The sequence below is a fragment of the Enterococcus gallinarum NBRC 100675 genome, from assembly GCF_001544275.1.
GTDB classification, from domain to species: Bacteria; Bacillota; Bacilli; order Lactobacillales; family Enterococcaceae; genus Enterococcus_D; species Enterococcus_D gallinarum.
On sequence record NZ_BCQE01000014.1, the window covers coordinates 63994 to 86092 of the forward strand.

Consider the following 22099-nt stretch of genomic DNA (forward strand, 5'->3'; position numbering starts at 1 on the left):
ATCAATGGTCGACGACTCTTTTTCAATAGTTTAGGTTATCCAATTTTTTTAACTCTCCCGCCAATTTTATTTGCGAAGCGTTCGGCATCTTCTTTGCATGTATAAGTCAAAGCAATTGATTTATCTCGAGTTCTTTTTCCTTGTGCTGTCAGATAACCATGAAATATCTTGATAGCATACACTGCACTATCCACCTCCTCTACCTTTAAAGAATAACAAAAATACCGCTTACAATCAAGGGTTCTTTAACAAAAAATAACAAATTTAACAGATTTTCGATCTATTTTCGTCAATTTACCTTTTTTTGCATAACAGACTCCCTTTTTCTCGTATAAATCATGAAAGCAGGTGCCTGCTAAAAGCCTGGAGTCGGTTATAATTCCTTCACAGAGCGTATAATAAGTGAAGGAACATATACGAAAGATGTGAACAGTTATTTTAGTAATAAGACCACTGAACAATCAGGAGGAGAAAAGGGATGAAGGACTTTCAACTAAAATTTATGACCAACAAAGAAACTGTGAGATGGCTGAAGATCTTGCACGCTTTCGAGCGAACGCCGACTCGTTCAGTCAAAGAATTAGCCCAGATCACAAAAAGCACTTCTCGGACAATCATTGCCGATATCACCGGCATTCGGCAATATTTTCGGCAATCGATCCTAATTGAAAACACAACAGCAGGTTATTTTTTCAAAGAAACGATCCGTGAGGAATACCAAAAAGAAAAACGAGCTCTGCTTAAAAATGAACCACTCTTTCACATTATGGAAGGGATTTTTCAAAAGCAGATCAAAGATATAGGCGAGTGGGCAGACCAACTTCATTTCTCAGAAAGCAGTTTACTGCGCTATTTTAAAATGGTGGAAAATGAATTAGTGCGTTACCAACTGACACTGTCCTCAAAGAAAGTAGACTTCATTGGAAAAGAAGTCGATATACGCAGTTTCTTTCATGACTTTTATTATGAATCAGAAATCACACCCCATACGGTCTTACCATCGATCGCGATTCACGAGATTGCCTTTGCCTTACAAAGAAAGCATTTCTTCAGCAGCTATCCAAATATTTCCTTGGGGGATTTTAGTTATACGCTTATGATCACTTTAGAACGTGAGGGGAACTTGGTTATTGAGTCAGAGATGATCCAATCCCTAAAAGAGAAAGAGGCCTTCCAGCGCTTCTCAGTCATCAATGATGTGATCGAGGAATTCGCTGGCAAACGTTTATCAGTAGAAGAACTATTGTATCTTTATGTGATGATTTTGTGTCGGCGCTCCTTGACAGATCTTGATGGGGAAAACCAGTTTGTGCGTGAACTTCAACCTCATGAAGCGATTACCGATAGCGCCAAACAGTTTTTAGTTGCTTTTGGTCAACAAAGCAATGATCGGGAACGGGATCTTGTTTTTGTCCGCTCCTTTTTTACCATGTTGTATCTAAAAGAGCAATTATCACCGGTTACGAATCGGAACATACACGACGTTCATGAAGTCGTTCAAAGAAAATTTTTTCATATGTATACGGATTTTTTGGCTTTTTTTTCTGAGCATCATCAACGAGTGACAGGCGGCAAGACGCCGGTGACAGAAATCACCGTGATGGCCGTGCTTTTTATGGACTCTTTACAGGAAATCCATTGGGGGACACCCAAGAATATTGCTTTTTTATTGGAAGGAAACAGTCTTGTTTGTCAAAATATTCAAGCAGCCGCAATCAAATATCTTGGTCGGTTTCAACACCTGTTCTTCCCTAATGCATTAGAAATGAACTTAGATTATTTGGAACAAAATCATATTGATCTGGTAGTGACAAATTATAGTGAATATGTCAGTGAACAACTGATTGGAAGACGGTATTTACTTTTTCATTCGATTCCAGACGCAGAGGATTGGAATCGGTTATTGCGAGAGATTAATCCTCGTATTATCAAAGAATTTTCATTAAGAAATGGTCAATAACACTTATTTTCTCGCAACTAAGCAAAACAGTATTAACAGAAGCAAATAAGTGAGTCGTATTTAGAGACACATCCAATCAAAAATACGATACAAATCTGGTAATGAGGTTCTGCTTGGATAGCAACAGACCAAAGTATGTCACTACAGAATAAAATACTTATTGTTTAGAAGAGCGTATTTGTTTATGAATAGGCTCTTTGTTTGATTTAGCAATAAAGTGAGAGGAGTATTCTGCTTGAAAATCGATTTGCTGTTACCTATTTTTTTGCTATTTTTCATTGGCAGCTGTCTTAGTTCTTTTTTGATGGTCGTTGTCTATCGTTTGCCTCGTCAGGAATCACTAGGAGGTCGTTCTCATTGCGAAAACTGCGGACAGATACTTGCCCCATGGCATCTGATCCCGATTTGGTCATTTTTTCTATTAAGGGGAAAGTGTAGGACTTGTTCCGTACCTATTAGTCGCAACTATCCAATAAGTGAAATCATTGGAGGAGTCCTGTTAGTCATTTTGTATATTCTTTGAGGGATTGAGAAATAGAGGAGATGAAAGGAATAAATGAGGGAGTGAAAGCATTCAATAAGAACAATCGAATCAAAAAAATCGCAGCGATCAGTAATAAAGAGTAAACATATCTTGGCATGGAAGCAGCCAAATGGAAGCCGCTAATTGGAAAGTAACTTTGGGGTCATTAGGTGTTTTGTGACAAAAACACCCGAATAACAAGGTTGACTAGCGCAAAGTCAGCCGGGGACTTCGATGAGATCCAGCGGACTAGAGGAGCAGATCAACCATTATTCGGGTATTCAAGGGATATTGCATGTAATGGGCTAAAAATTTTGTTGCGAAGTTTAGTCTTTTTGATAGACAAATGCACCGTTAAAAATGGTTGCAGTGACTTCTACCTCAAGTAGCTCTTTTTCAGAAAGGGGAAGAATGTTTTTTGAAAGAATACAAAGATCAGCCAACTGCCCGACTTTGATCAAACCAATGTCTTGTCGACTGAGTGCCCGAGCTGCATCAGCGGTATGAGCAACCAGAGCATCCGCCACATTCATCACTTCAGAGGGCATCAATCCTTCTACTGGAGAGCCGTTTTTTTCTTTTCTAGCCACTGCATAATAGATCGAATCCAATGGAGACACATCGATCACTACTGGGCTGTCGGTTCCAAATGCTACTACAGCATCGTGGGCCAAAAAGGATTGAAAAGGAAACATTTGACTAGCACGTTGCGGACCTACTTCTTCATCTAACGTTTCATAGCCGACTAATAAATGACTAGGTTGAACAGAAAGAACTAAATTGTCTTGTGCCACTAAAGAAAGATCTGCAGGATCCATGACTTCCAAATGCTCCAGTGTATTATTTTTACCGGCAGAGAGAGGGGAGCGCGCATGACTTTCATTAAAAAAAGACAACGCTTGATGGATCGCTTGGTCACCGATCGTATGGATGCGCATCGGCCAATCTTGCTGGTTTGCCAAGAAAATCAACTGGCGCATTTTTTCGATGGCAATCAGCGGCATACCAATATCACCAGTAAAGTAAGGCGTTTCGTACTCCGATTTCAACAAAGCAGTATGGGTACTCGTTACACCATCAAAGAACTGTTTCACACCGCCCATTTGGACTTTCTCAGATCGATAGTTTTGATAGATATCAGTTAAATGCTCTATCTCCGTACGCATCGCAGGGTAAAAAACCGCCCGTAAAGTCGCTTTTTCGGCAACTTTTTGGTAAAGCTCTGGATAAATCAAGTCGTCCCAGCTTTCGCCAGTCAGGGCAACATCGCCGATTGTGGTAATGCCATAACGATTGAGCTGCTTCATGTAAGAAAGGTACGTTGAGTGACTGTTGGCTTGAAAAGATTGCAGCACCTCCGCCAAGTAATTAATAGCAACTGCCTCAAGAAAACAACCCGTCAATTCGCCATCTTCCATCAATGCTTCTCCACTGATTCCGGTAGGAACTGAATCGGTTGTGATTTCTAAGGTTTCCATTCCCTTACTGTTTAACCAAATGCTGTGGGCGTCTCCTGAGATCAGCATGACGGGTACCTCATCACAATAGTGATCAATCGTTGCTTTTGTGGGATAGACTTGTTGTCCAAAGTCACTGCTGAACCAACCAATCCCAATTTTCCAGCCATGGGTCACAGGAATTTGCGGTACTTGCTGGGCAACTGCTTCTTCAGTTGTTCCAGTAACATGAGTTAAATGCCCTGCATGAAGCAAAGCGGAAAGATAAAAGTGAATATGGGCATCGATAAAGCCAGGGATGATCATTTGGTCATGACAATCAATGATCGTTGTTTCAGCAGGTAAGTTGGTCGGTGTGGCATCCAAAGGACCCACATCCTTGATCCTAGTTCCTTCAATCAAAATAAAACCAGCAAAGGTCGTTTTTCTTTCTGTATCAAAAATGTAGGAAGACTTCAATAATATATGCATTTTATAATCCCAACTTCCATTCGAGAAAAAGATCGTTGTACTGTTCAACGGCATTTTTTCCTAAGTATTCGTAGTGTTCCATCTGTTGCATTGCTTCCGGCTCTGGATAGAAAGCTTTATTGGAGGTCAATTCAGTCGGTAGCAGTTGCTTCGCGGTCTCACTCGGTGTCGCATAACCGACATACTCAGCGTTTTGAGCGGCGTTTTCAGGACGCAGCATGAAATTGATAAACGCATAAGCTCCTTCAAGATTGCCGACTGTTTTTGGAATCGCAAAGTTATCTGTCCAGATAGCCCCACCATCATCAGGGACGACATAGGTTATAGCAGGATTCTCAGACATGACATACGCTGCATCTCCTGAATAGCCAATGCCGATCGGTGCATCGTTGTTGATCATCAATGTCTTGATCTCATCAGTGAGGACTGCTTTGACATTGGGGCGTAATCCTTCCAATTTCTTGACGGCTTGTTGAAGGTTTGCTGTATCTAGCTCATTTTGAGAAAGATCTAAAGTCTGCAAAGCCATTCCTAACGTTTCTCTTGCACCATCAACAACTAGAATATCGTTGGCAAATTCCGGGCGCCATAAATCTGCCCAGCCATGAATGGTGGCAGGATCGATTTGGTCACTATTAACCATGATTCCAATAGTTCCCCAAAAATAAGGAATAGAGTAATGATTGTTTTTGTCAAAGCGCTGATCCATCAGAAAATCAGAAAGATCTTCACTGCCGACGAGTTTATCATGTTCTAAAGGAATCAGCAGCTGTTCCTCAATCATTTTAGGAATCATCGATTCACTGGGGAAAATCAAATCGTACCTGGTACCGCCTTGTTTGACCTTTGTTTCCATTGCTTCATTCGAATCAAATGTATTATAAATCACTGAATAGCCACTTTCAGTTTCGAATTTTTTTATCAGATCGGGGTCAATATATTCTCCCCAATTATAAATAATAACCGTGTTAGCATCGTTTGCTGATGCACTTCCTGTTTCATTGGACAGTACAGATTTGCCAACAAAAAGAATACCTAGGATCGCAATGATCCCGCCAAAAAAAACGTGCAATCTTTTCAATTCATCAATTCCTTCTTTCTTATCACATTCTTATTCCTGTAGAATAAATGAAACCTTTTAAAAAGGCAATAAAAAGTTAATCAGTGAAAAAACTGCTTTTTCTGATAGAAATGGGAAAGTCGAATCATTTGTAAAATCAGGGATCATTGCCTAAGCTATGAAAGAGACCTTTCGTTTCTTTAGAAAAATGACGGAAGCTCATTTACATAATCTCAAGGAGTGATTTGCATGGAAACACGAGCAGTTGTTATTAATGAATATGGTGGTAAAGAAAAACTAGCAGAAGCGAAAGTTTCACTACCTGAACTTGGTGCGGATCAAGTGTTGGTGAAAGTTGCAGCAACTTCGATCAACCCAATTGACTGGAAATTACGCGAAGGATACTTGAAGCAAATGTTTCCTTGGCCATTTCCGATTATTCTGGGATGGGATGTTGCTGGAGAAATCGTTGAAGTTGGTCAGAAAGTTAAAGACTATCACGTTGGCGATCGGGTTTTCGCTCGTCCGGAGACGACACGATTTGGGACCTATGCGGATTATACGATCGTGGATACCAACTTATTGGCACCTCTGCCAGAATCTATTGCCTTCACTGAAGCTGCAGCTGTGCCTCTAGCAGGATTGACTGCATTACAAGCTCTATTTGATCATGGCTCGTTAAAAGCTGGCGAAAAAGTGTTGATTCATGCCGGAGCTGGCGGAGTTGGGACCTACGCCATTCAACTTGCGAAAAATGCCGGCGCCTATGTCATCACGACGGCAAGTCCTCGCAATCATGAACTTGTTAAAAAATTAGGTGCAGATGAAGTGATCGACTACCATACAACGGATTTCGAAGAAGTTCTTTCTGACATTGATTTAGTTTTTGATACAATGGGTGGCGAGATCCAAAAGAAAAGCTTCTCCGTTCTAAAAGAGCATGGCCGCTTAATTTCTGTATTGAGTATTGAAGATGAAACATTAGCCGCAACAAAACAAATTGAAGCAAAAGCAATTTGGTTACGTACAAATGGAGAACAGTTAAGTGAATTAGCTAAACTAATGGCTGATGGCAAATTAGTAAGTGTGATTGGCGAAACTTTCCCATTGACTCGTCAAGGTGTCTATGATGCCCATGCATTAAGTGAAACACACCATGCGGTAGGGAAAATCGTGCTCGACAACCAAGAGAATCTGGATAATAATCAAGTGAAGTAGAGGAACAGAGAAAATGAGATTGTGGCATGAAGCACTTTTGCCTAAATTACCCCGGCAGCAATTGCTGGGACAGCATCGGGAAGTAGCAGCGCTGAGAGGCGCTGGCTGGGGAAAGAAACATGCGACAGTCGATTATGTTTTTGATCATTCTCCAAATAAGTTGTATCAATACCATCTACTCGTCATGGCAGAGATGCAGCATCGGGGATACCGTCCAGCAGCAGCGTGGTTAGAGCCTACTTATCGCGGTCAAAAGACACCTCCTTATCAGGTGTTAGAGCCGATTGAGCAATCAGTCCCTATTTATCCTGAACATACAGCAATGTATTTAGAGGAGTGTTTAGCTAATTTAAGAAGCAAAGGGATCTATCTCTGATGGCTAATTAAAAAACAAAAAAGTGCGCGTTCTTGTTTGAAGCAAGGACGCGCTTTTACTTTCTAAAACAATTCGTACATGTTCAACTTACAAAAAGTAAGCATATCTTTCGCGTTAATAAAAAGAAGTTGTTATAGTGAATGCAGGAAGTATTTGAAAAGAGGGAAATGACATGACAATCAATAACAAACAATTAGAATTTGGGTTAGATACCTTTGGCGATCTTGCCTTTGATGACCAAACCCATCAAAGAATCAGTTACAGCCAATCATTGAGAAATATTATTGCAGAAGGAAAGTTGGCCGATGAAGTCGGTGTCGATATCCTCGCATTAGGCGAACACCATCGAGAAGAATACGCAATCTCAAGTCCAGACACCGTACTAGCTGCGCTGGCAATGGTCACTAAAAGAATCAAATTAGGAACGGGAGTAACTGTATTAAGTTCTGATGATCCAGTTCGGGTCTATGAACGATTTGCAACAGTTGATGCCCTTTCAAATGGTCGTGCGCAGATCATGTTAGGACGAGGGTCATTCACTGAATCTTTTCCACTATTTGGCTATGATCTACAAGACTATGAAGAATTATTTGAAGAAAAAGTAGCGATGTTTCACGAACTCCTTAAAGGGGAGCCACTGACCTGGAAAGGCAAATTCACTCAATCTTTAGAGAATGCCGAAGTTTATCCAAAACTCGAAGGAACACTTGATACGTATATTGGTGTGGGAGGAACACCGGAGTCGATTATTCGTGCTGTTCGCTACGGCTTTCCAGTTATGCTGGCAATCATTGGCGGGGAGCCTGCTCGATTTGCCCCGTATGTACAACTTTATCAAAAAGCAGCGCAACAAATGGGCAAACCGATTCTTCCGGTAGGGATGCATTCCCATGGGGTGATTGCTGAGACGGATGAGGAAGCGTACGAAATCGGTTGGCACTATATCAAGAAAAGTATGGATAAAATCGGAGAAGACCGTGGCTGGCCCGAGATGTCGAAAGAACGTTTCGATTTTGAAGTAGAACATGGCTCTTACTATGTAGGCAGTCCTGAGACTGTGGCACAAAAAATTGCGCGAACGATGCCGCAAGTCGGCGTCGAACGGTTTGATCTTGTTTATGGAACCGGGGGACAATTACAAAAAGACCGTTTGCGGACTATCGAACTTTATGGTACAAAAGTAATCCCTAGGGTCAAAGAACTATTGAGATCAGGTGGAAAATAATGGGAAAATCTAGAATTGGTATCTTAGGAGCCGGCAAGTTGGGGTTGGCTTTAGCAAAATTAGGAGCAGAAGCTGGGTATGAGGTCTGGATCGCTAGCAGAAAGCCAGCGGAAAAGAATGCGCTAGCTGTTGAAATCCTTGCTCCAGGTGCAAAGGTGAAGAATGTCTCAGAGATCCTGACGGAAATGCCAGTCATTTTATTAGCGATTCCTTTAAGCAACTATCCGTCGATTCCCAAAGAGCAGCTAGCTGGTAAACTTGTGATCGATGCAATGAACTATTGGTGGGAAGTTGATGGAACCAGCGAAACGTATTCGAGTGTTGAAGAAACATCTTCAGAAAGGGTCCAAAAATATTTTGACCAAAGCAGAGTTATCAAGGCATTCAACCATATGGGTTATCATGATGTTCAAGACGAAGCTCGGCCGGCTGGTTCACCAGCCAGAAAAGCCATGGCAATCGCTGGTGATGATCCGGAATCAATGTCTCAAACGGCCAAAATCGTTGACGACTTTGGCTTTGATCCGGTAGTGATTGGTCCTCTAGCCAATGGCCTTATGCTAGAACCTGGCGGTGAGCTTTTTGGCGCCAGTGAGACAAAAACAAATTTAAATCATTTAATTGAAACGTTTTATCAGAGTACTCAAGGCAAACAATTACTCGAACGACAAAATTAAAAAGAACCTCTTTAGCGAAACTCACTTTTTCAGTGAGTAGGGCTAAGAGGTTCTTTTTGTTTCTCAATCTGCTGGATCGCTTTTTCTTGAATACTGTTTGCGATATAGCCAATCTCATTTCGTGTAATAAAGATGTCTGTTGCTTTGAAAGGAACTTTCTGAGAAGGAGGGACAATATTTCCGATAATCAAATCATAGGTTGCTTTGACAGCAGGGATTGAAAAAGAATCTAACGGATTGAGAATCGTGATTTTCAGGTCATAGGGGACGAACTGTTTGATTTGTGTTCGGATCATTTCCGTATGGTCGCTATTGGTATCGTAGAACAAGGCGAGATGATAATCTGCATGTTGATCAATGATTTGTTTTGTAAATAGTGGAAAAGAAGTATGAAAAATATAAATCAAATGGTTGATCGTAGCAGGGCGAATCGCCGGTAATTCAGAATGAGTCACTAGCTGAACAATATCCTTGTTGATTGCTCGCTGGACATAATCGCAGTTATCAACAAAACGGGCCAAGCGATCATTCAAAATACAATAGGGAACATTCAAATTCGTTTCCAGCAAATATTTGAAACTAACAGCATCCAATTTTTCTTGAAAGTCTGTTTCGGTGTAATGGTATTTAAGAAAAATTTGTTTAGTCAATTGATAGAAGATTTTTTTTACTTGTTTATAGATAGCTGGGTCGGCTGTGATATGAGAAGTCAGATAACCCATAACTTTTTCTAAATAAGATCGTTTGTAGCGAGAGAATTCAGCGAGGTCGATTTTTTCTAGAAAATATTCAATTTTATTCGATTGAACTTCCGTGGCAAAAAGCCTCTCCCGTTTACTATGTACATAAATGATAAACGCTATTTTTCGTATGTCAGAAAAATACAGCTTTAATGGAGTAACTTCAGCCAAAAGTTGTGCAACTTTTAAAAATTCTTGTTCCTGATTTTTACTGGCATCTCTAAACTCATGTTGGTATTTCTCCAAAAAGAAAACCATGTAAAACTGGCGAATAGTAATTTCATTTCCAGCTATGCGGATAGGCTTTTTTTCTATATGAAAATCAAAAGGACGTATGACCTCGTTGATTTTTTTAATTAAACGAATAATTGAGGATTTGCTCAGATTCAATTCAATCGCTAGTGTCTCATAACTGGAAAAGTGGGATGAAAACAGAAGTTCCAAGAGTTTGAAAGCAGAAGAGTCAGCCAAGAAAAAACTATAGACATCCGATCGAGAAGCGAAAGAATGGAATTCCAGACTCACTTGGGAATGATTGTCTATATTTATTTGAAGAAAGGACAGATCGTGATTGATCTCTGTCACATACTTTCTGAATAACGACAAAGACAGGTCAAATTCATCCAGCAAATCAGCAATAAAACAGTGACGGTCATGCAACAAACTTTCAATCAACTGCAATTTTATTTGTGAAGCAGTTGACAATAAACCTCTGAACATAGCTTTCCTCCAATCAGTTATGTATTGATGGTAGCACGTTTTTCCAAATAGTCAAAAATATTTGAAAAATGATTTTTTTTGAACACTTAGTTTGTGCCAAATTTGGGAAAATAAGGGTGAGATAACACACGCTTTTTTATTGATATTTGTTTCTGATTTTCTATAAAAAAGGTATGTTATTGAATAAAAAAAAGGTTCTGGTCTAGCTATATCAATCGTTATGCTGTCTTCGGAAGAAAGAGGGAAGAATGCGCAGTACGGTGCCATCATAAATAATTTTATTGGTTGGTTCTTTTAGAAAGACTTATATTTTAGAAAAGTAAAAAATTAAGTTTTTCTAAAAAGTAACAGTTGTTTTTTTAGAAAGGATGAATCACTATGAATAAGAAGTTATGTGCATATTTGAGCTTGTTGATTTTGTTAGGTGCGACTTTTTGTACACCGGCAATTGCAGTAGCTGAAATGGTTTCAAATATAGAAGTTGAAAGTCAAACGAATCAATCGAATCCACCTGCGACAGATACAAAAACGGAAGAGTCAACAACAATTTCAGAAAACGCGGAGAGTACTAGTCAAACAGTCGAAGATACCTCAAACAGTCAAACGGAAAAAGCGACCACTACTACGACACCTGAGTCTTCATCTGAGGAGCTGAATCGGAATAGTATTCAGCCAAGAGCACCCAGTGAATCAGTTGAGCAGGAAGTCGTTCCCTATGCTGCTGATCCTAACTTAAACGCTCGTGGCTTACAATTGTTTGATAATGTAAGCATCACAGATATGGATGATCAGCCATTTACTGAGAGCAATCCACCATTTTATAACGATAATGTCAAAATACATTTTGATTGGTCTTTGTCTGACCAAGAAGAAATCAAAAGCGGAGACTACTATACCTATCAGTTACCAAGTTATTTTGCAGTCCATAACGAAGTGTCTGGAACACTTGAGCGTTCTGATGGCAGTGGTTCGCTTGGTGAATTTTATCTAAGCTCAAGCGGTGAGTTAAAGATTGTTTTTAATGAAGCTGCAGAAAATTTGTCTGGCAGAAGCGGGACCATTACTTTAGAAACAGAATTAAAAGTGACGTCTCAAACCGACGACGTAGTGATCGAAACCGGGATTTATGATCGAGACGGTAAAGAAATTCTGATTACTCTACCTATTTACCAAATAGATATCACAAAGAGCGGAACCGTCAACGCCAGTGGTTCTGTGGTTTGGGAAATTATTTTTAATATGGAAGGAAAAAACCTCGATAATGTCGTTGTAACAGATAAACTGCCTCAGGGGCTATCCTATTCTCATTCTTACGGCTATCTTTATGACGGACAAAATTGGGTCAGAACCACGAATCTGTATACCTATAATTCGACAACGGGAACTTTTACGTTCAATCAGAAAATTGATCGACCGGTTAAAATTGAAATCAACAGTGTGGTCAATGATACTTCTATTGAAAGTTTTAAGAACATCGCCCAAATTACGGGGGATAATTTTCATGATAAATCGGCAGAAGCAACTGTTAGCTATCATGAATCCTCAGAGTATAAACGCTTCTTAGGCTATGATGAAACCACCGGACGAGCAATGTGGGAAGTTTCATTGGATCTGAGTACGGATGGCGCAGTGATGACAGACAAAACGTATTCTGGAACTCTTTCAGAGAATGCATTACATTATTTAGTGCCTGACTCGATAGTGGTGAAAAACAAGAGTGACAATAGTGTTACGAATGATTGGCATTTTAATGAGGCAGGAGAAATCAAAAAAGAGGATCAGCTAGTTCAATTTCAAATGGTCTTTGATCATGCGGGACAATACATCATTCGTTATGAGACACAACTCTTTGATCCTGTTTTAACGAGTACCAGAATCACCAATTACCTCACGGTCAAAGATGACAAAACAAATTCGTATACTGGATCGGGAACAGTGACACCAACCAGCAAAATTGGTGTGACGAAAACGGCTGGTGTCAAGAACTATCAAGATCAAACTATGCAATGGCAAGTAGTGGTCAACCAAACCAATCAAGAAATAGCCAATCTAGTCATTACCGATCGCTATCAAGAAATTGCAGGAACAAATATCAGTGCACTAGAATTGATTGAAGATTCATTGGTTATTACCGCAACCAATAAAGCCGGAGTAAGCAGAGACTTAGATGCTTCGGAGTATGAGTTGACTAAGTTGCACGCCACTACCTCGGGTCAAAATAGTTTTGAATATGAATCAGGATTTCAAATCAAGCTCAAAGGAAGTAATACGAAGACATCAGACAAATTCACTGTAAAATTCAAAACAACTTTTAACATTCCTAAACAGATTGAATTAGGTGGGTCTCAAACACGATTCACCAATGCTGCGTTTGCGGAATATGAGATCGATGGTCACTCATTCACCGAAGCAGCGCAAGCCAATTCATGGCTGGATACGACTTGGATATTGAATGCATTAAAAGCCGGTCTCTTCATTCCTAAAGGCGGCGATGTGATAGCTTATCTCCAAGCGGTGTTTAGTAAAACTTTCCCAAATGTCTTTTCAGAAAACATTGCTTCTAGTGATCAAGTGTTTTGGATGGGTTATTCAATACCTACAAATCAACACTTCATCAAGGAACTGTGATCGAAGACCAATTACAGGCAGGGCAAACATTCAGAGAGGCATCTGTTTATTCGGTGGAAGTTTCTGGAACTGGGAATCAAGTGAAGTCTCTGAAAGAAAAATTAACGGAGGATGACTATAAGCTGACTTATGATCCTGTTACTAAAAAAATCAGTATCGAGTTGCTGAAAGACACCTCGGAAACAATCGCCGTTTTCATCGCAACTGATGCTGCGGAAGATACCTTTAGATATAAAAACATGATTTCTTTAACAGATGGCGATACTACGCTGAAAGCAGAAGCACAAGTGGATAAATCTGCTAAAGATAGCTGGATCAGTAAGACAGGTGTCCAAAATACCGAGAACAATCGTTTGCTGGACTGGGAAGTTTTGATCAACCAAGATAGCCGAACGATCAAGAATGCCGTTGTAGAGGATACGATCAACTATAATCAACAAGCTTTCTTGTATGATGAAACAGGAAAAGTAATCGTGGATGTCTACAAAGCTGTCAAAGTAGGAAATCAATGGGAAAAAGGTGAAAAAGTCACTTTCAACAATGAAAACAATCCGAAAGTCACGACAGATGGTAGTAATGGTACCTTTACTTTAAGTATTGCTTTTGAGCAAGACATTGACAGTCCTTACTTTATTGTTTATCAAACGAAACTTGATCCAGGGATACGTAATAATGAGATTGTTTCTAATGATGCCACTCTCAAGGGCGGTACCACTGAAATTCATCAAGTAACGAAAGATGTGACAGTCAAATCAACCAACGGTAGCGGCACCTCTACTGGAACGAATGGCTCATTGGCAATCATCAAATATGACGCCGAAAGCGATAAAGATAGTGGGATTTCTGAGGAGGCACATTTCCAACTGAGTCGCCAAAATGCTGAAGGAAATTATGAAATTATTTTTCCTGATCTCATTGTTAAAAACAACAAGCTGATTCAAGGAGAAAAAGAAGTAGATCGTTTATCCGACCTTCGCTACGGAAATTATAAAATCCAAGAAACGGCGGCGCCAAATGGGTATCAACGAGATGAAAACGAATATACATTCACTATTTCTAGTCAACAAGTTGATTATATTTTTGAATTGGCAAACAAAAAAGAAGCCAGAGAGACCAGTCTAGCCTTATCGGCTAAGAAGCTGTTAGAAGGTCGTTCGTTAAAAAATGAAGAGTTCACTTTTGTGTTGGAAGATGAATACAACAATATCTTACAAGAAAAGCGAAATGAATCTGAAGATATTTTCTTTGATGAAATCACCTATCAAAAGGAAGGTATCTATACGTATACGATTTATGAGAAAGAAGGAAATGATCCTACGATTGACTACGATCACACAAGATTGAATGTCAAAGTAGAGGTGAAAAATGTCGATGGACAGCTAGAAGCCAATGCCACCTATGAAGGTAACGCCGTCTTCACTAACATCTATACACCAAAAGCCGGCAGTGTAGTGCTGGAAGCTGAAAAAGTGTTGACTGGTCGCTTGCTAGTAGATGGTGAATTCACCTTTGAGTTAGTCGATCAAGAAGGACAAGTGATTCAAAGCCAAACCAACGATGGTAGCGGAAAAGTTTACTTTGATGCGATTCCGTACGACAAAGCCGGTGAGTACAACTATACGATCCGCGAAAAAGCTGGTGATGACAGTACGATTGATTATGACACGACTGAAGTGCCAGTGACTGTAAATGTGAAAGACAATGAAGGTCAACTGGAAGCTTACGCCAGTTATGAAGGCAATGCGGTCTTTAACAATACCTATACACCAAAAGCTGGCAGTGTAGTATTGGAAGCCGATAAAATATTAGCCGGTCGTTCGCTGGTAACAGGGGAAGTTACCTTTGAATTGATCGATCAAGAGGGACAAGTGATTCAAAGCCAAACCAACGATGGTAGCGGAAATGTTTACTTTGATGCGATTTCATACGACAAAGCCGGTGAGTACAACTATACGATCCGTGAAAAAGTCGGTGACGACAGTACGATTACGTACGATGACTCCGAGATTCCAGTAACTGTAAGCGTCAAAGACAATGAAGGACAATTGGAAGCAACAGCTAGTTATGAAGGTAATGCGGTCTTTACCAACGACTACACACCAAAAGCGGGTAGTGTAGTGCTGGAAGCTGAAAAAGTCTTGACTGGCCGTTCACTAGTCGCAGGAGAATTTACCTTTGAATTAGTCGATCAAGAGGGGCAAGTAATTCAAAGTCAAACCAACGATGGTAGCGGAAAAGTTTACTTCGATGCGATTCCATATGAAGAGGCTGGTGACTACAATTACACGATCCGTGAGAAAGCGGGTCAAGATGACACAGTCATTTATGATGATACGGAAGTGCCAGTGACTGTAAACGTGAAAGACAATGACGGACAATTGGAAGCAACAGCGACCTATGAAGGCAACGCCGTCTTCACGAACACTTACACACCAAAAACTGGTAGTGTAGTACTGGAAGCTGAGAAAGTTTTGACTGGTCGTTCACTAATCGCAGGAGAATTCACCTTTGAATTAGTCGATCAAGAAGGAAAGGTAATCCAAAACCAAACCAATGACGGTACAGGGAAAGTCTACTTCGATGCGATTCCGTATGACAAAGCCGGTGAGTACAACTATACGATCCGTGAAAAAGGTGGAGAAGATAGCACGATTGACTATGACACTACTAAAGTTCCAGTAACAGTAAGCGTCAAAGACAATGACGGACAATTGGAAGCGACAGCGATCTACGAAGACAATGCCGTCTTCACGAACACTTACACACCAAAAGCTGGTAGTGTGGTGTTGGAAGCCGAGAAAGTCTTGACTGGACGCTCACTGGTAGCAGGAGAGTTCACCTTTGAGTTAGTCGATCAAGAAGGAAAGGTAATCCAAAGCCAAGCCAATGACGGCACAGGGAAAGTCTACTTCGATGCGATTCCGTACGACAAAGCTGGTGACTACAATTACACGATCCGTGAAAAAGCGGGACAAGACAGTACGATCACTTATGATGACGCAGAGATTCCAGTGACCGTAAATGTCAAAGATCAAAACGGAACATTGGAAGCGAAAGCAGATTATGGTAGTGACCCAATCTTTACTAACAGCTACACGCCAGGAAAAGCTCCTGATCCAGCAAAAAATCAGAATACAAAAACACCGACGAAGAAAAACGAACTGCCAAAAACCGGTGAAACGTATCAAATCAGCTGGATGTTAGTAGGCTTGTTACTAGTAGGCATTGTAGTAGTGGTATATCGCAGACAGAAAAGAAAGTAACTAGCTAAACGATCAAAGATTCCTTGATCTGGTTTCCTATGTTGGAAACGGATCAGGGGGTCTTTTTCTTTTGAAAGAGGTCTTGCTGAACAAAAAACCTCTGTTTACCTTTTGCGTAACAAAAGATAAACAGAGGCACCCCACCTTGTCAAACCAGCACTTGGTCGTTAATTGAAAAATATAAGTTGTACGCTTGTAATTGATCAGCAGTCATTGAACTGGTCCCTGCCAGACCCCATTGGTGTACATATAAGCCTGTACCTGCTTTGTGCTCGCTTTTGACTCCCACCCAGCTGTTTTATAAATCAACAAGCCAATTTGTTTGTTGAATCTGTCCATCTAATTCACGTAAGGCTTTTGCGGTTTGATTCAAACGGTCGGTGATTTGCTTGGTATCGATCGTTCGGATCATACGAATCTCATTACGTCCCATCCGTGGAGCAACCTTGGCTGCTTCCAATGTTGCCGTTAGCATCGCATGCTGACGCCTTAAAGCTTCCCGTTTCTCTAATGAAGCAGCAATCGTTTCTTGTTCACCGATTTTGGCAACCGCATTTCGCTGATTGATCGCAATGACCAACTGGGCAAATTCTTGGTTTGTTGTTTCATAATCCAGCAGTAAGTCGTTGATGCTGCGGTCTAACGTATCGCCTTCTTGGATCACGGCACTACTGGCAATCTCTTCTCGTAACAGAGTGAGTTTGGATTCAAGATCTCTTCGTAGTAATAATGCTTCAGCAAGTTTCATTGATTTCATCCTTTCGAGCAAGGTTTCTTTTCTTTATCCTAGAAAAAAAACACTGTGCTGGCAAGTATTTGCCCTCCAAAAAGTCTCGAAGCCATTGTTGAAAAAGATTGAAAATTCTAAAAATAGTTTGACTTGAAAAAAGAGGAATAGTATACTTTTATCAATTCAGTAGAATATAGGACATCGATGAGAAGAGTAGCTTTGATGACTGTTTAAAGAGAACCCGGGTTGGTGAGAAAGGGGACAGAACGCTAAGTGAAGATGAGCTCAGAGTCTTTTAACTGGTTTACGCTGGTTAGACGGAACGCAGCCGTTATCCTGCCGAGTATGCATACGTACTGATGAGGTGTTATTTGTAAAAATGACACGAAAAAGGGTGGTAACACGAAGTCTTCGTCCCTTTGTTGATCAATGATGATCAGCAAAGGGACGAGGATTTTTTTATTTAATCAAGCTTGCAACTCGCAAGTGAAAAGGAAAGAGGAGAGTAAATGAAAAAGAGTTTGGTTGTTGTAGGGATTTTAAGTTTTTTGTTAGCAGGATGTAGCACGACTGGATCGTCCGCAAAGGAGACAGATCCAGAAGTTCAAGAGATTTCGGTCAGCTTACCGGCAGAGCTAACGACATTAGATACGACGCAAACAACGGATAAAGTTACGTTTACCGTTATCCAGCATCTTTTTGAAGGGTTGTATCGTTTTGATGAAAAGAGTCAGCCAGTTCCCGGTTTGGCGGAGGAAGCAGTCATCAGTGAAGATGGCAAGACATATACCTTTAAACTAAAGGAAGAAGCCAAATGGAGTGATGGGCAGCAAGTGCAGGCAGCAGATTTTGCTTATGCTTGGAAGAAACTGGTCGATCCTGAAACCATGGGGCCTAATGCGTATCTTTTAGACAATGTCATCAATAGTCAAGACATTCGCGAAGGAAATGCAGACATTGCGACGATTGGCTTAGAAACACCGGATGAAAAGACCTTTGTCGTCCATTTGGAACAGCCGCAACCTTCTTTTTTATCGGTGGTGTCGATTGGCTGGTTAGCGCCGCAAAGACAGTCTTATGTTGAAGAAAAAGGGACGGCATATGGGAAAACAAGTGAAGACTTGCTCTATACGGGACCTTTCATTCTGAAAGATTGGCAACAGACCGGTGCAGAATGGACGCTTGCCAAAAATCCTGAGTATTATGATCAAGCGGTAGTTAAATTGGATAAAATCAACGGTTCAACGATCAAAGAGGAGAATACCGGAATCCAATTGTTTGAAAGCGGGGAGTTGGATCTGCAAAAAATCAGCGGACTCTATGTGCAACAGTACCAAAATAATGACTCCTTAGTCACTCAAAAGGATATTGCCAACTACTTTTTAGATTTTAATAAACAGGCAAATAAATCCTTGGCAAATGTCCACCTTCGTAAAGCCATCGCTTTGGCGATTGACAAAGAGAGTCTCGTGAATGATGTGTTGAACGATGGAGCAAGCGTATTGAATGGCCTTATTCCCAGTGGGCTGTATGCCAATCCGAATACCAATGAAGATTTTCGCACTTATAGCGGGGACTACAATGAATACGATAGTAGCAAAGCACAAGCAGAATGGAGCCAAGCACAATCAGCTATCGGTGACAAAATCGAACTGACTTTATTGGTAACAGATGATGATCATGGACAAAAAATCGGTGAATATCTGCAAAATCAGCTTCAAGATCATTTGCCTGGTTTGACGATTACCATCAATAAACAACCACGAACGAATTTGAATCAATCACGAGCAGATGGTCAATATGAGTTGTCGATTTCTGGTTGGATCGCTGGCAGCAGTGACTTGGACTCTTATTTCAATTTATATAAAAAAGGCTCTTCTTACAATTATGGTGGCTATGTCAACGAGGACTATACGGCATTGACAGAAAACGCACGTACCGTGGATGCCAATGATCCAGATAAAGTATTTGAAGATTACAAAGCAGCAGAATCAATTCTGTTAGCAGAAGATGCAGCTCAAGTTCCTCTGTATCAAAGCGCGTCGAATTATTTAATCAAGACAACGATCAAAGATATCCAATTTCCCGCATACGGTGCCTATTTTTATTTCCGTACGGCATCTGTAGAGAAGTAATCAAAAAACGCAGCCCTACGCTTGCTTGGGCTGCGTTTTTGTGAGCTGCACTTAACAACAATGATCAATAGTTACTCATTTTCTGTGGTCATTGCAGCTTCCTTAAATAAGAGAACTTTACTTTCTGGATAGGTTGGAAAGTGATTCATTGGAATCTTCCAATCTTGTTCAGGAACTTCAAACTGATAGTGGTTGACCAGTAAATCACTGAACACGCGCAACGTATGCAAGGTGATCCATTCACCAGCACAGCGGTGTATTTTGCGGAAATCACCGCCTCCTTGTGCGATCATTTCATATTCTTCCTCATAAGAAATGGCTTGTGTACGTCCGACAAAGCGATCTACTTTGAAGTCATCTGGCTGATCAAAGGTTCTCGGATCATGATTCGTACCATAAATATCTTGAACGACCCAGCTATCCTTAGGGATCAGATAACCATCGACGACAACATCTTGCAAGCTAATGGCGGGCATCATTGGAAAGAAAGGATAAAAGCGGCGTAATTCTTGAATAAATGAATCCTGTAACTCCGAAAAGTTTTGTTTAAGTGCTTGGTAGATAGTCGTTGTACTAAAAAGGGCATGTCCCATCAAAGCGATCCAAACGGTCAAAGCAACCGTAGGGCGGATGATATTTAACAGATCGACGGCTGCAACTTCGATCGGTAGTAAATTACCTTCAAGATCAGTGGCAGTAGCGAAAGTATAAAGTGCTAATGATTCTTTGCCAGCAACAGGATGTTGACGCGCTTCTTCAATCAATCCTTGAGCCCATTTCTCAGATTTTTTACGATCTTCGACGCCTTTTAAATGGGCGACAGGGGAGGTGACAGTCCCGCTGAACATAGCAACTTGATAATCAGCTAACTCACTGATCTCTGATTGAGACAGTGAGGCTAGATTGATTCCTGACCATTCACAAATCGTTGTGAATAGAACATTTTTTGTGAGTGAAAAAAGCTCAAAGGTACCGGATTGTTTATCCAGTTCATGAGAAAGGTTTCGTTCCAGCAAATCATGGTAATCGGTCATTCTCTCAGGTGTCATCAAATCCATAAAGTAGTTTTTCCGATGGTGATGTTGTTCCCCGTCTAAAGTTTGAACCCCCTCTTCTCCTAACAAGGTTGAACGGACGAGTTTAGGCATTGCTCCTTCACGTTTAAAATTTCGTGGATCATAAAAAATTTTTGCTGCTTCTTTTCCATAAATGGCAATCACTTCTTGATTCAGAAATTTTGCTCTAACGACTGGAGCGTTCACCTCAGACCGTAATTCTCCTAAGATTTCATAACCAGCATCAAAGAGTTCTTTGACCTCAGTTAATTTGATTTTCGCTGTTGGTACTTCTTTCATTGGATTTCCTCCTGTCTTTTTCCTATTGATATACTTCTAGCTTAAGCTTTTTTCTTTATTTAGACAAAAGAAACACATAAAAAAGAGCAGATCATCCAAGATGATCTGCTCAAAATGCGGAAGATGGGAGTTGAACCCACACGAGATATACTCACACGCGCCTGAAGCGTGCGCGTCTGCCATTCCGCCACTTCCGCGCATAAATAACCTTAGCGCATTTTGAGAATTTTGGCAAGAAAAAAATAAGTCTGTCAGCGGGGACTGACAGACAAGGAGTAAAAATGAAAAAGTTGGGTTGTTTGTTGGGTTATTTATATAGTAACCGGAAAATATGAAAAAATTGTGATCAACCCTTAGCGTTTTAAAGAATAAAACTGGCGAAAGGTTAAAAAAATCTAAAATAGCACCATGATAAAAAAGGGCCTGCCAGCGGGGACTGGCAGGCAAGGAGTAAAATGAAAAAGTTAGGGTTTGTTGGTATGAATAAACTATACCGCCCAAATGTGAAAAAAGAGTGACCAAAAAGGAACGTTTTTGTTATGATCCGTAGACCAAATCAAGGTTTTTTTCATTGAAGGTGTCTCCATGCTCCAAATCACCATATTTGAACCCCCGGTTGAACCATTCAACTCGTTGTTTTGAAGTCCCATGAGTAAAACTATCTGGTACGACATATCCTTGGTATTCCTTTTGTAACGTATCATCACCAATGGCATTAGCAGCTGTGATAGCCTCTTCGATATCACCAGCTTCTAAAATCGGTTGGCCATTATAAGTTTTTCCTTGTAGATACTTGGCAAATGTACCGGCTAAATAATCCGCTTGTAGTTCCAAACGAACACTATATTGATTGTATTCTTTTTCAGAAACCTGTTGGCGGATCTTATCGAGTTGCTGTGTAATACCAAGTTCGTTTTGTACGTGATGACCAACTTCATGAGCAATGACATAGGCCATGGCAAAATCCCCGTTGGCCCCATACTTTTGAGAAAGTTCTGTTGCAAAGCTGAGATCCAGATAAACATTTTGATCGGCAGGACAATAAAAGGGACCAACTTGAGAAGTCGCATTTCCGCAAGCCGATTGAACACTTCCTGTAAATAAAACCAGTTTAGGATCTTGATACGTAGTCTGTTCTGCTTCAAAAACACCATTCCAATAATCTTCCAAATGACCGAAGACGACAGCGGAGAATTCTTTTTCCTCTGTATACTCGTCTGAAGCCACATTTTCTGTTTGATAATTAGCGGCTTGTCCGCCTCCCAAAATATCTGTGACGGAGTTTAAATCACCCCCACTGAATAGAAAAAAGAGGACTGCGATAACAATCGTACCGATACCACCGCCGGCCATTATTTTTCCTCCTGAACCTGCGGAACGACCAGAACGGTCTTCCACATTGGAACTTTGTCTACCCCCACGCCATTTCATTTTGTTTCCTCCTCATTTGACTGTTTACATTTATTATAAGAGAAAACGAGGAAGATGAGAAAAGTTTGGCTTGCTTGAAGCGATTTTGCGGAACAAACGACCGATATTGCTTTCAAGAGAAAGGGTGTGC

Annotated in this window: 16 protein-coding genes and 1 tRNA gene; 9 read left to right on the forward strand and 8 right to left on the reverse strand. The window is 40.6% G+C overall.

Features of this window, described 5'->3' with window-relative positions; translation table 11 throughout:
• Positions 1–35 precede the first annotated feature (35 nt).
• A complete protein-coding gene (locus EG2_RS19145; RefSeq protein ID WP_086269049.1) occupies positions 36–182 on the reverse strand; it encodes a hypothetical protein in 147 nt (48 codons plus the stop codon).
• Between the two features lie 296 nt (positions 183–478).
• Between EG2_RS19145 and EG2_RS09495 the strand changes: the two genes are divergently transcribed.
• A complete protein-coding gene (locus tag EG2_RS09495; protein WP_060814515.1) occupies positions 479–1960 on the forward strand; it encodes a helix-turn-helix domain-containing protein in 1482 nt (493 codons plus the stop codon).
• Positions 1961–2177: 217 nt separating this feature from the next.
• Complete coding sequence (locus EG2_RS19950) at positions 2178–2483, forward strand: prepilin peptidase (protein WP_409359865.1); 306 nt, start codon at positions 2178–2180, stop codon at positions 2481–2483.
• A gap of 326 nt (positions 2484–2809) precedes the next feature.
• Here EG2_RS19950 and EG2_RS09500 read toward each other — a convergent pair whose 3' ends face one another.
• The gene (locus EG2_RS09500; RefSeq protein ID WP_060814557.1) at positions 2810–4411 is read right to left on the reverse strand and encodes an amidohydrolase; all 1602 of its coding nucleotides are present in this window, start codon (positions 4409–4411) and stop codon (positions 2810–2812) included.
• A 1-nt stretch (position 4412) separates the two neighbouring features.
• Positions 4413–5492: an ABC transporter substrate-binding protein gene (locus EG2_RS09505; protein WP_060814516.1), complete on the reverse strand. Its 1080-nt coding sequence runs from the start codon at positions 5490–5492 to the stop codon at positions 4413–4415.
• 228 nt (positions 5493–5720) lie between these two features.
• Between EG2_RS09505 and EG2_RS09510 the strand changes: the two genes are divergently transcribed.
• The 4 genes from EG2_RS09510 to EG2_RS09525 all read left to right on the forward strand — a co-directional run bounded on the left by EG2_RS09510 (position 5721) and on the right by EG2_RS09525 (position 8967).
• A complete protein-coding gene (locus EG2_RS09510) occupies positions 5721–6689 on the forward strand; it encodes an NADP-dependent oxidoreductase (RefSeq protein ID WP_060814517.1) in 969 nt (322 codons plus the stop codon).
• 13 nt (positions 6690–6702) lie between these two features.
• Positions 6703–7065 carry a TIGR02328 family protein gene (locus EG2_RS09515; protein WP_060814518.1) on the forward strand — a complete coding sequence of 121 codons (363 nt, stop codon included), beginning with the start codon at positions 6703–6705 and terminating at the stop codon, positions 7063–7065.
• 172 nt (positions 7066–7237) lie between these two features.
• Positions 7238–8290, forward strand: a complete 1053-nt coding sequence (locus tag EG2_RS09520; protein ID WP_060814519.1) for an LLM class flavin-dependent oxidoreductase — start codon at positions 7238–7240, stop codon at positions 8288–8290.
• Positions 8290–8967: an NADPH-dependent F420 reductase gene (locus tag EG2_RS09525; RefSeq protein ID WP_060814520.1), complete on the forward strand. Its 678-nt coding sequence runs from the start codon at positions 8290–8292 to the stop codon at positions 8965–8967. Before EG2_RS09520 ends, EG2_RS09525 begins: the two co-directional genes overlap by 1 nt.
• A gap of 29 nt (positions 8968–8996) precedes the next feature.
• On the opposite strand, the gene EG2_RS09530 is transcribed toward EG2_RS09525, so the two are convergent.
• The gene (locus tag EG2_RS09530; protein ID WP_060814521.1) at positions 8997–10427 is read right to left on the reverse strand and encodes a helix-turn-helix domain-containing protein; all 1431 of its coding nucleotides are present in this window, start codon (positions 10425–10427) and stop codon (positions 8997–8999) included.
• A gap of 378 nt (positions 10428–10805) precedes the next feature.
• Between EG2_RS09530 and EG2_RS19590 the strand changes: the two genes are divergently transcribed.
• Both EG2_RS19590 and EG2_RS19595 read left to right on the forward strand, forming a co-directional pair.
• On the forward strand, positions 10806–13055 hold the full coding sequence (locus tag EG2_RS19590) for an Ig-like domain-containing protein (protein WP_249024293.1): 2250 nt from the start codon (positions 10806–10808) through the stop codon (positions 13053–13055).
• Positions 13004–16318, forward strand: a complete 3315-nt coding sequence (locus tag EG2_RS19595; protein ID WP_255210076.1) for a Spy0128 family protein — start codon at positions 13004–13006, stop codon at positions 16316–16318. The genes EG2_RS19590 and EG2_RS19595 overlap by 52 nt, the downstream gene beginning before the upstream one ends.
• Before the next feature lie 298 nt (positions 16319–16616).
• Here the strand turns inward: EG2_RS19595 and EG2_RS09540 are convergent, their stop codons facing one another.
• Positions 16617–17066, reverse strand: coding sequence for a DIP1984 family protein (locus EG2_RS09540; RefSeq protein ID WP_060814522.1), 450 nt, complete (start codon positions 17064–17066; stop codon positions 16617–16619).
• Positions 17067–17557: 491 nt separating this feature from the next.
• Between EG2_RS09540 and EG2_RS09545 the strand changes: the two genes are divergently transcribed.
• On the forward strand, positions 17558–19183 hold the full coding sequence (locus EG2_RS09545; protein WP_060814523.1) for a peptide ABC transporter substrate-binding protein: 1626 nt from the start codon (positions 17558–17560) through the stop codon (positions 19181–19183).
• A gap of 71 nt (positions 19184–19254) precedes the next feature.
• Here the strand turns inward: EG2_RS09545 and EG2_RS09550 are convergent, their stop codons facing one another.
• The 3 genes from EG2_RS09550 to ypfJ all read right to left on the reverse strand — a co-directional run bounded on the left by EG2_RS09550 (position 19255) and on the right by ypfJ (position 21969).
• Positions 19255–20538, reverse strand: a complete 1284-nt coding sequence (locus EG2_RS09550) for a cytochrome P450 (protein ID WP_060814524.1) — start codon at positions 20536–20538, stop codon at positions 19255–19257.
• A gap of 115 nt (positions 20539–20653) precedes the next feature.
• Positions 20654–20735: transfer RNA gene (locus tag EG2_RS09555), tRNA-Leu, on the reverse strand.
• Between the two features lie 340 nt (positions 20736–21075).
• Positions 21076–21969 carry a KPN_02809 family neutral zinc metallopeptidase gene (gene ypfJ, locus EG2_RS09560; protein ID WP_060814525.1) on the reverse strand — a complete coding sequence of 298 codons (894 nt, stop codon included), beginning with the start codon at positions 21967–21969 and terminating at the stop codon, positions 21076–21078.
• Between the last annotated feature and the right edge of the window lie 130 nt (positions 21970–22099).